The sequence below is a fragment of the Ruegeria sp. HKCCSP346 genome (assembly GCF_017872595.1).
Lineage (GTDB): Bacteria > Pseudomonadota > Alphaproteobacteria > Rhodobacterales > Rhodobacteraceae > Ruegeria.
The window spans coordinates 1-10484 of sequence record NZ_JAEDOT010000016.1; the positions used below are offsets into that span (position 1 = coordinate 1).

Consider the following 10484-nt stretch of genomic DNA (forward strand, 5'->3'; position numbering starts at 1 on the left):
TTACTGTTAATGGGCTGGTTGGAACATAGTAGCAATACGCTAGCTAAAACGCTTTGTAAGCAGCGCGACGCGATGTTATTTTAGTTTCAATAAACAAAGGGCCTTTACAATGCGATAGGCTTCACAAGAGAACAAGAGTGGATAGAAACCTCGACGCCATAGACGAATTGAATGAAGCCGCTGTGGATGCAGGTTTCGATTGCAGCTATTTGCAACTGGATCAGGGCTATCTCAAGGCGTCATCCAGATCAATTCAGGTGGGTCAGGTCGGGCTGGTCCGAGAGGTGGTGGACAGAAGCGTCGAATACCGCGGCGTAATGTTCGCAGATACGCTGACATTCATGTCGGTGCTTGAAGGGGAGAATGCGCGGATAGCAGGCCTGCCCGGCGGAAGCGCATATTTGTGGTTTGTTCCCAGTGGTTTTCATCTGTCCATGGTGACAGGCGGATATATTGATGTCGTTACGATTTCGGTACCGCGGGAAGTGCTGCTCCCTCACGTTCCGAGCGCTAGTCCCGCAGGAAATATCTTTTCGATTAATGAGCCTGCGGCTCTCAGGTTGCCCGAGAAAAACGCCGAGAACCTGAAATCTACGCTGGCGGCGTGTTTCTCTTCTGAAAGCAACTTTGCAATTGCTGGCGAACTGCAGACCCTGATCGTAGAGGACATCGTCAATATTCTGAGAAAGGTTCGCGTTGGTCGTGGCGTTGCGTCGGACCGGAACTTCAAGCAGCATGACAGGCTCATAAAAGCATCTGATTTCATCGCGGAAAATCTGCACCGACCCGTTTCGATCTCCGAGTTGACGGAAGTCACGGCGACCAGCGAACGCACCTTGTTGAGGCATTTCAAAGCGCACTACGGGCTTTCTCCAAATCAATACGCCCGCATCAAAAGGCTGGAAGAAGTGCGGAGATCGCTGAAGTCCCAGCGGGGGAGGCATGGGGCCATCACCAAAGCCGCCATGGATTTCGGGTTCTCACATCTGGGACGTTTTGCTGCTGAGTTTCAAACCCACTTTGGCGTCCTGCCAAGTGAAGTTGTCGGCAAAGCGGTTGGCACAGAAGGGTCGCCGCAAGGCTGCGGTTGAGGGCTCTGCGCGCCCGGAGCACCGCAGCTCGCGGAACTGCTATTAGCGTATCACGAAGCCATGTCTCTTTGGATCGTGGCAGTCACCGAAACGACTTGCTCAAAAGCGTTGTCGGAAATCGGATATGTCTTTGGCGCATTAGGCGCATGATTTTGCCGCTAGCTGCATAGAGACAATTGCCCTCGATTTGTAGCGTCTATTCGAACCATGGGGGCGATTTGTTTCGCGCGTCAGACAGACGGGTTGCCACGCCCTCACAGTGATCCAGGCTCGTACAGCCTGCCAAGTTGGAGAGACCTAAGATGTCGAGATTGCAAGACAAAGTAACGATCATTACCGGTGCAGCTTCCGGTATGGGCAAGGAAATGGCACTGCTGTTTCTGGACGAAGGCGCGAAAGTCGTCGCGGCAGATATCAACCAGGATCGCCTCGACGAGCTTGAAAAAGAGGTTGCCGACAAAGGGCAGTCCGTCGCGACAACCATATCGAACATCGCGGACAAGGCGCAGGTCGAAGCGATGATCCAGTTGGCCGTCGATACCTACGGTCGCCTTGATGTGCTCGTGAACAACGCAGGCATCATGGACCAGATGCAGCCGGTCGGCGACGTCGAAGACAAAGGCTGGAACCTGATCATGGACGTCGACCTTACAGGCAATTTCTATGGCATGCGTGCGGCGGTCCGGCAGTTTGAAAAACAAGGCGGCGGCGTCATCGTCAATGTGGGATCCATCGCTGGCATCAGCGGTGGGCGTGCGGGGGCGGCATATACGGCGGCAAAGCACGGCATGATTGGCATCACGAAAAGCACGGCGCACATGTATGCAAAGGAGAACATTCGCTGCAACATGATCTGCCCGGGCTCCACTGCGACGAATATCTCCGAAAGCATGGGCGATATGTCCAACTACTCGGAACGGATTCAGGATCGGATTTTGTCCGGCATGGTGCTGAACCCGCGTCGAGCGCACCCCAGAGAGATTGCAAATGTGGCTCTGTTCCTTGCGAGCGACGAATCCAAAGTCGTCAACGGTGCGGTGATTACTGCCGACTCTGGTTGGTCAGCTTACTAGTTGCGCAAACTGGACCGGTCCGCGTGCAAACTGCCTCGGAGCGCTGGCCGGTCCTGCTCTTTTCCTCCGGTTTTGGGTGCTTATTCGCTGCATGAACAGATTGGAAAATAAGGTTGCCATAATCACCGGTGCCGCGAGCGAAATAGGCCGGGCCACGGCCAGCTTGTTTGTGAGCGAAGGCGCAAGGGTACTCGTTTCTGATTTGAGCGAAGGCGTTTGCAAGGCGGCTGTGCGACAGATCGGGCGCGAGAACGTCAGCTATCTCGCTTGCAACGTTGCGGAACCGGAAGACAACGTAAAACTTGCTCAGAGAGCAGTGGAGCTATTCGGCGGTGTCGACATCCTTATCGCCAATGCCGGCATCGAAGGGGACACACGGGACATCCTGAGCTTAACGGAGGAAGCCTTCGACTTGCCCTACAAGGTGAACGTCAAGGGACCGTTTCATGGGATACGAGCGGTAGCAAAATATATGAAAAAACGCGGCGGTGGCAGCGTCGTCATCAAGTCTTCAATCGCGGCGCAGCGCGCCGGGCCTTTGCCCTATACAACGTCACAGCACGCAGTGACCGGTCTGACGCGCTCTGCGGCAAGACAGCTTGCAAGATACAAGATCAGGGTCAATTCGGTGAATCCGGGCGCCGTATCGACAAACATGATGTACGAATCGCGACTGCAAACCGGTGGGGCGAAAGTGGCGGGCGCGATGAAAGCGCAGATCCCGTTGCATCGGTTCGCAACTCCCGCTGAAATTGCCGAAGTCATATTGTTTTTGAGCAGCGACGCGAGCGCCTGCATTACTGGATCCGCTTATGTGATCGATGGCGGTGAACTCTCGTAGCTCTCTGATCCAATCGGTCAGATCAGGAACTGAACACACCGGCTGACCCGAAGAAAGGAAGTCAAAATGTCAAAGACCATGAAAGCGGCCGTCGTAACGGAGTTTGGCAAGCCGCTTAGCATTATGGAAGTGGGTGTGCCAACAGTGGAAGCAGGCCAGATCCTTGTCAAAATGCAAGCGTCAGGTGTCTGCCATACCGATCTCCACGCGGCGGATGGTGACTGGCCCGTGAAACCAAATCCGCCCTTCATTCCCGGACATGAAGGCGTCGGTTTTGTAGCTGCTGTTGGTGCCGGCGTCACGGCAGTAAAAGAAGGCGACCGGGTCGGCGTGCCTTGGCTTCACACGGCGTGCGGCCATTGCAAGCACTGCCTTTCCAGTTGGGAAACGCTTTGCGGCGAGCAGCAGAACACCGGTTACTCGGTCAATGGCGGGTATGCGGAATATGTCCTCGCCGACCCCAACTACGTTGGCCATCTGCCCGATACTCTCGACTTTGAGCCAGCGGCACCCATCCTCTGCGCAGGCGTTACGGTCTACAAGGGGCTCAAGGAGACCGACACCAAGCCTGGTGATACCGTTGTTATATCCGGGATTGGCGGATTAGGGCATTTGGCGGTGCAATACGCAAAGGCAATGGGTTTGCATGTGATTGCCGTGGACATAACGGATGACAAGCTTGCGCTTGCGTCACGGTTGGGCGCTGATGCCGTGATCAATGCGCTTGAGACAGATCCCGTCAAGGAGGTTGCTGGCATGTGCGGCGGTGCGGACGGGGTTCTCGTCACTGCTGTATCAAAAACTGCTTTTTCCCAAGGTGTCGGTATGCTCGGAAAACGGGGAACCATGTCCCTTGTTGGCTTGCCGCCCGATACGTTCGATCTGGACATTTTCGACACCGTTCTCAGCCGGAAGACAATTCGCGGATCCATTGTCGGCACGCGGCAAGACCTTGCGGAGTGCCTCGAATTCGCAGGCGAAGGCAAGATCAAGGTGCAATACGCAACCGAACCTTTGGAAAACATCAACAGCATTTTTGACCGTATGCGTGCCAACAAAATCGACGGCCGCATTGTCATGAAACTGTGAAGGGTCTCAAAATGAACAGCGTTTCGAAGCCGGATTGGCTACAGTATACCCTTGCCGTCTTGGGCTTCGCTACATGCTCCGCCTTCTGTGTCACCTCACAAGCAGCTGCACAGGATGCGGAAGCGCTCGCCAAAGAACTGAACAATCCGGGCGCTGCAAAAGCCACGCTGAATTTCAGTTTAACCCACAGAACCTACGACGGTGATTTACCTGGGGCCTCTGGTCAGGAAAGCACTACCCTAAGATTCAGACCGGTTTTCCCGTTTAAACTTCAAAATGGCGACAATCTAATTTTTCGGCCCGCTCTGACTTACGCAAAGGATTTTCCCGTATTTGACTCTGCTGCAGGCCGTTTCAGAGGTGAAGATGGCTGGCTCGATATTCCTTTCGACGTGCTCTATGCGTGGCAAAACGGGGACTGGACTCTCGGCGTCGGCGCGGTTGGATCGATCCCTGTTGGAAACAGTCTTTCTTCTGACAACTGGTTGCTAGGGCCCAGCTTTGTAGCGGTAAAGACAACGAATTGGGGACTGTTCGGTATCTTCCCGAGCCACAACGAAAAGGTTGGAGGGAGCGGTCCGTCGACTTCTCTCACATCCTTTCAGTATTTTGCCTTTGCAAGTATTGGCAATGGATGGTTGATCGGCACTGATCCTATTATCACCTATAACTGGGAGGCCACATCAAGCGAAGCATGGACATTCCCTGTTACACTGAATGTTAACAAAACAACTGAAATCGGAGGACTTCCTTTCAAGCTGGCCTTCATAGCCGAAAAGAACCTTCAAGCGCCTGATCGTTTTGCGCAAGACACAAGATTTGAGTTTCAGATCAGTCCGGTGGTCACCAATCCTTTTCAGCGAAACCCACCATTGCCTTCTGTAGACGCTGCGACCCGCGCTGCCGTGCTTGCCCCAATTTCCCGTTACTGAAAGCGCAGACATCGGCAGATGTCCGGATAGGTTTTGGCAATCCCAACAAATTTATCGGCCAGAAGCGAGTGTACCATGCACTGAGCGTGCTACTCGAGTATGTTCTTGTAGATGTGTCCGTCCTTCATGATGATTGTGAAGTTGTCTTCGGGGTTGCCGATCAGGGAGATATCGGTCAGCGGGTTGCCTGCCACCAGCAAAATATCGGCATAGGCGCCCTCTTCAATCACACCGTTTTTCCCGGGGTATGGGTTTCTTGGACCGGACAAGGCGAATAACTGTTGATTGTCGTGGGTCGCCATTTTCAGAACTTCAAAGGGCGAATACCACTGCGTCAGCTTGGCCAACTGATAACCATGTCTTTTTGCCAACTCAGGGTCGTAGGCAATGTCCGTACCGAAGGCAACTTTGACGCCGTGTTTTCTGGCCAACTCGTAGGCGCGTTTTGTCCCCTCTGCAACCCGAAGGAACTTTCCCCTTTGCAAGTTAGGAGATCCCTCAGCAGGAAACATAGCATCCTCGTCATCGAGAAACGGTTGCATTGAAAGCCACACGCCTTTTTCAGCAAGAAGCTTTATTGTCTCTTCATCGATAAGCTGACCATGGTCGATACACTGCACACCAGCCTCGACCGCCAGACGAACCGCGTCGGAAGTGTAGGCATGAACCGTCACGTAAGTATTCCAGCTCGCGGCGGCCTCGACAGCGGCTTTTAGTTCATCGAGCGTGTACTGTGACGCATCTATCGGGTCATTTGACGAACTGATACCGCCACCGGCCATGACCTTGATTTGCGAAGCGCCCTGCATCAGCGCTTCCCGGACGCGTTGAAGGACGGCGGGTCGCCCGTCGGCGACAATACCCAGCCCGGTGCGCTCCAACGGCTCAAGAATGCGATTGGCCTCAGCCGGGACCTGCATGCGCGTCCGAACGTCACCGTGCCCGGACGTTTGCGAAATCAATGGACCGCTCGGATAGATACGAGGGCCAGGGACTACGCCGTCGTCAATCGCAGATTTCAAACCGAAAACCGGTCCTCCGAGATCGCGTACAGTGGTAAAACCACGCATCAGCAATGCTTCGGCTTCGAGCACGGCGACCGTGTGCATGTAACCCGGATGCTCTCCAAATATCTTCGAGGCGGGCAAGGTCGCCGTCATAACATGATAGTGCGCATCCGTTAGGCCCGGCATCAGAGTGTGGTCGCTGCCGTCTATTACAACGGCCCCCCGAGACTCGATATCGGCAGAAGTGATCTGACTTATCACATTGTCTTCAACTAGAACGTTCACGTCCTCTATCAGCGCCTCATTCATACCGTCGAAGACATCGACGTTCTCGAAGAGGACGCGGCCGACTGCCTCTTGCGCCAATGCCGCAGAGGACGAGGCTAGCGCCACCACTAGTCCGATCGCAAGTTTCATCTCTATTCCTTCTCTTAATAGCTCGCACGGTATAGTGGACGCTCTCAGCCAGCCTGTGCACATTTGGCATCTGCCGTTGTTTCTCAAGCACCTTCTGTCGCTGCGCTTTGGAGGGTGGCTTGAGACCAGCTCTTTCTTGCCTTCTCAGGCGAAGGCAAGAAGAACATGGCAATGGAAACGGGTATCAGCAGAGCACCCATGGCGAGGAATGCTGTGTCATAAGATTGCGTGGCTTCATAGATCAACCCGGTCACATACGAACCAAAGCTTCCCAAAATTAGAACCAACGTCGCGATCCCCAGAATCACACCGATCGATTTTGCTCCGAGCCGGGAGGTATAAAAGATTGGCAGCATAGGCAGTGTTGCACCAACAGCGGAGCCCAACAATAGACACGCGATGTAGAGCACTGTCACGGAAGGCTCACCGGACAACAAGAATAGGGCGGCTGCCATCAGGACCGCCATAATCCAATAGACAACGCGGTGATCGATCCGTTCGCTTGCACTGCTTGCCGCCAGCTTGCCGATCACCTGGCCCACCGCGATAGTGGAGATCAGCTTAGCGGCCAGTCCGTCCTTGACCCCTTCGGCGCCTTCACCGAAGGAAAGCGAATTTACAAGAGCACCCAGATTGAACTGCACGCCGGTATAGGCCGCCATCAAGGGAACAATTCCCAGAACCGGAATCCAGAACGTCGGCATTCTGACAAGCTGACTGGCTATCCAGTCAGGTTCGACTTGCGCACCCGCCTGCGTATCCGTTTCAGACGGGTCCGCAGGCTTCGGCGGATCCTTTCTGAGCACCAACCCATTCAGAGGAAACAACACTGCAACTGCGCCGACGGCGAGAATGATCATCGTCATCCGCCAGTCAAACGCCGCGATCAAGGCCGAAATGACCAAGGGGAGTACAAACCCACCAACCGAGCTTCCCAGAGACGAAACGCCCAGAGCCACGCCGCGGCCCTCCGTAAACCATTTGCTAACAAGTGTTTGAGAGCTCAGTGAGCCACAAAAGATGATAGCTGCGGGAAGAAGCGTCGCGTAGGCAGCCAGAATCATCCAGAACGCTGATGCAAACGATATGAGCAGTAGACCAGCCGCAAAACAGGCAACCCCAATCAGGATCAACGTTCTCAGGCTCAACTTGTCCATCAGCTTGCCTGCAAAGGGGCTGGCCAGACTGTTGACGACCAGCACGATGGTAGAGCCAAGCAACACCTGACTTTGTGGTACCTGGAATTCCTCGGCCCAGGGCAAGACAAATAGCGCGTAGCCCGAAAGCAGAACGCCCATCGCAATACTTTGGTTTGCGAGTGTCGTGCCAACGACAAACCAGCCATATGTGTTCTTGGTGCTCATGGTTTCATTCCTTCGATTTTCGTTGGCAATGCAGTCGGCCGTCGAGCGCCGCTAGGCGCGTTGTTTTGGTCGCCCTGTCCGCGTTCGCGTCGCGAACAGGGTTGTTTCCACGTGGGTCAGATCGCCTTCTGGCCACCGTCCGCCATGTGCACGGTGCCGTTGATCCATGTGGATGCATCACTGCTCATGTAAAGAAGCGCTTCGGCGATCTCCATAGGATCCGCCCAACGTCCCAGTGGGATTTTCGCCTTGTAAGCCTTTGAAAATTCCTCGCCCAGTTCTTCCTCGACGCGCAGGAACATCGGTGTCGCGATGGGGCCGGGATTGACCGAGTTCACCCGGATTTTGTGTTGTGCCAGTTGCCTTGCTCCGCAGCGGACAAGCCCGGTCACTGCGTGTTTGGACACATTGTAGGCCGTGGTCTGCCCCCCCATGGTCGCACCGACCGATGACGTGATCACGACGCTGCCGCCGCCACGCTTGATCATCGATGGTACGCAGGCCTGCATGTTAAAGAGCGGACCTTTGACATTGACGGCAAAAGGGAAATCGAAATCCGGTTCGGTGACATCCATGATTGCCAACGGTTTGCCTTCAACACCGGCGTTGGCGACCAGCGCGTCGATACCACCGAACTTTTCTTCGGCTGTGGCGGCCATTCTGAAGCTGTCGTCTCGGTTGGTCACATCGCCAGCAACATAAATCACATCGTCGGAGGCAAGCTGTTCAACCGCTGCCTTGCAGCTATCCTCATTCAGGTCGAAGATGACCACTTTGGCACCTTCTTTCAAAAACAGCTCCGATGCCGCGAGGCCGACACCGCTAGCGCCGCCTGTAATAATCGCAACTTTTCCATCCATTCTGTTCATGTGGTCGCTCCTATTCTTGATTGCGTTTGATTTGTGTCCGTATTTCTTCGGAGGTCGAGATCTTCAAAATGTGATCCTTGTCCGAATACCGAACAGCCAGACTTCGTCATCGACTGGATTCAGAAGTGGGTTTCCGATCCTCTGGATGTCGAACGTGACGGCCAGGTTTTTGGCGAGGTAGTAGTTATAAAAAAGCTCGGTTGCGTTTTGCCAGCCGAAACCGGCAGAAGATTCTCCGCGGGAGTGGGCAAGACCAAGGATGTCAGCCCCGTTTCGCATCTTTTTGCGAAAGCCTGCCAGAAACGATGTGTTGTAAGGGGGCGCGTCCCCCTCCGAGAATCCTATGCGAGTAAACGGGTTCCAATCGCCGAATGTCCAGCTCGCTGTGAGCGCTGCGCCGTAGCTTTCTTCCGTTCCGGCGTCTTCACGTTCGTCGAGGTGCCATAGCGTGAGGCTGATTTTCTTGTCCAACCGTTCCGCTTGCGAGGGCACGTAGCCGAGTTCTACGCCAGTCCAGAATTCCGCACCACCCTCAAAAAATTCGAGGTCGTCAGATGTAAATCCATTGGCGTCGAAGGTGCCAGCCACGCCGTAGATATTATCGTTAAAATAGTAACCGCCCAAAATGCCCCAACTCGATTGTGGCTGCAGCACGCTGACCGGGTTGACGACTTCGTTGTTCATGAAACCGGTCCAAGGATTTGAAAACCCGTGGGTGTAGAAAAAGTTGTTCGGGTCAATCCGCCCTATGGCAAAGCCTGATGTTCCGCTACGGAACGGTTTGGCATAGTAAAGCGAGTAGAGATCAAACTTGGTGTCTCCAAGAATTGCGTTGGTTGTGCCGACATATCCGAATTGCTGCGCCAAAGCACTGGGCGCAACGCCATTCCCAATTGCATGTCTGTAATCGAATGTGAATTCTATCCGCCCCGCGTCGCGGTTCTCGAGACCCCTTGACTTCCATACTCCCGTGAACCGGAACAATCCCCCTAAGCCATAGTCTGGCTCGTTTAGAACGCGATCTGCCTTTTGATAATTGATCTGGTAGTGGCCGCCCATACGAAAGTTGGCGTTTTGCTCGATGCGTTCCTTGAATTTGAACCAAGGATCTAGCGCTTTGTCAAAACCGGGTAAGATATAAGAGGGACCCGTGTCAGTTCGACGATTCTGGATTTCATCCAAGTAGACCTCAGGTGCGCTGGGTCCGCCAAAACCGGCACCTAACCGCGCTGGCGCAGCTTCGACGCCGCTCTGAGCAAGAACAGAAGCGGGACAAAATAAAGCGCATGCAACGCTGAACAACCTCAAAAGTTTGGGCCCGGCGCGCTCACTCTCACCACATTGACGATGCGTACTTTCATCAAGTGTTACACGAGCGGAAGCGCTCGTTTTTTTGAGGTGTCGCGCTGACTGTGTTATTTTGAAATGGTTCGCAGTAGAGTTGCAGAGATCGAATGCTTTTTTTGCGACGCGAGAGACTCGAAAAGTCGAGAAGAGGTTTGAGTAGATTCGTTTCACAGCAGGTCCTCTGGCGGGCACCGTAAGGTAAAAACTATCGTCCAAAAGCGACAATCCGAAGTCCGGCAAACATCGAGCTGCAAATCGCCAATTTACTATCCTAAATCCGTCACGGGGAAATTAAGGCTGGTATTGTCAGATTAGCTTCGCCTGAGCGAGGAAGGGCGGTTGCGCGGCCGCGAGAGGTGAGTTGAAGATAGGGGGCGGGACTTCACGAAACCCGCGAGACCCTTCTTCAAGTGCTCAAGGGGTATTGCAAAGTTGTTCAGGCTGAATGATCTGG

The 10484-nt window shown here is 54.1% G+C and carries 9 protein-coding genes; 5 read left to right on the top strand and 4 right to left on the bottom strand.

Annotation, left to right across the window (positions count from 1 at the left end; translation table 11 throughout):
* Positions 1–137 precede the first annotated feature (137 nt).
* From I9185_RS20190 to I9185_RS20210, 5 genes are all read left to right on the top strand, one after another.
* Complete coding sequence (locus tag I9185_RS20190; protein WP_210093927.1) at positions 138–1091, top strand: helix-turn-helix domain-containing protein; 954 nt, start codon at positions 138–140, stop codon at positions 1089–1091.
* Positions 1092–1393: 302 nt separating this feature from the next.
* The gene (locus I9185_RS20195; RefSeq protein WP_210093928.1) at positions 1394–2164 is read left to right on the top strand and encodes an SDR family oxidoreductase; all 771 of its coding nucleotides are present in this window, start codon (positions 1394–1396) and stop codon (positions 2162–2164) included.
* 91 nt (positions 2165–2255) lie between these two features.
* Positions 2256–3005: a glucose 1-dehydrogenase gene (locus I9185_RS20200; protein WP_171725198.1), complete on the top strand. Its 750-nt coding sequence runs from the start codon at positions 2256–2258 to the stop codon at positions 3003–3005.
* Positions 3006–3071: 66 nt separating this feature from the next.
* Positions 3072–4094, top strand: coding sequence for an alcohol dehydrogenase AdhP (adhP, locus tag I9185_RS20205; RefSeq protein WP_171725199.1), 1023 nt, complete (start codon positions 3072–3074; stop codon positions 4092–4094).
* Between the two features lie 11 nt (positions 4095–4105).
* A complete protein-coding gene (locus I9185_RS20210; RefSeq protein WP_210093929.1) occupies positions 4106–5026 on the top strand; it encodes a hypothetical protein in 921 nt (306 codons plus the stop codon).
* Between the two features lie 89 nt (positions 5027–5115).
* Here the strand turns inward: I9185_RS20210 and I9185_RS20215 are convergent, their stop codons facing one another.
* The 4 genes from I9185_RS20215 to I9185_RS20645 all read right to left on the bottom strand — a co-directional run bounded on the left by I9185_RS20215 (position 5116) and on the right by I9185_RS20645 (position 10201).
* Positions 5116–6450, bottom strand: a complete 1335-nt coding sequence (locus I9185_RS20215) for an amidohydrolase family protein (RefSeq protein WP_210093930.1) — start codon at positions 6448–6450, stop codon at positions 5116–5118.
* 83 nt (positions 6451–6533) lie between these two features.
* Positions 6534–7814: an MFS transporter gene (locus I9185_RS20220; protein ID WP_210093931.1), complete on the bottom strand. Its 1281-nt coding sequence runs from the start codon at positions 7812–7814 to the stop codon at positions 6534–6536.
* Positions 7815–7930: 116 nt separating this feature from the next.
* Entirely contained in the window at positions 7931–8683 is a 753-nt protein-coding gene (locus I9185_RS20225) for an SDR family oxidoreductase (protein WP_171725203.1), read from the bottom strand.
* Between the two features lie 63 nt (positions 8684–8746).
* Entirely contained in the window at positions 8747–10201 is a 1455-nt protein-coding gene (locus tag I9185_RS20645) for a carbohydrate porin (RefSeq protein ID WP_210093932.1), read from the bottom strand.
* Positions 10202–10484 lie beyond the last annotated feature (283 nt).

Bases quoted from the DNA above. Each gene is read 5' to 3' on its own strand.
- I9185_RS20195 (WP_210093928.1), top strand. From the start codon at position 1,394: ATGTCGAGATTGCAAGACAAAGTAACGATCATTACCGGTGCAGCTTCC.
- I9185_RS20200 (WP_171725198.1), top strand. From the start codon at position 2,256: ATGAACAGATTGGAAAATAAGGTTGCCATAATCACCGGTGCCGCGAGC.
- adhP (WP_171725199.1), top strand. From the start codon at position 3,072: ATGTCAAAGACCATGAAAGCGGCCGTCGTAACGGAGTTTGGCAAGCCG.
- I9185_RS20210 (WP_210093929.1), top strand. From the start codon at position 4,106: ATGAACAGCGTTTCGAAGCCGGATTGGCTACAGTATACCCTTGCCGTC.
- I9185_RS20215 (WP_210093930.1), bottom strand. From the start codon at position 6,450: ATGAAACTTGCGATCGGACTAGTGGTGGCGCTAGCCTCGTCCTCTGCG.
- I9185_RS20220 (WP_210093931.1), bottom strand. From the start codon at position 7,814: ATGAGCACCAAGAACACATATGGCTGGTTTGTCGTTGGCACGACACTC.
- I9185_RS20225 (WP_171725203.1), bottom strand. From the start codon at position 8,683: ATGAACAGAATGGATGGAAAAGTTGCGATTATTACAGGCGGCGCTAGC.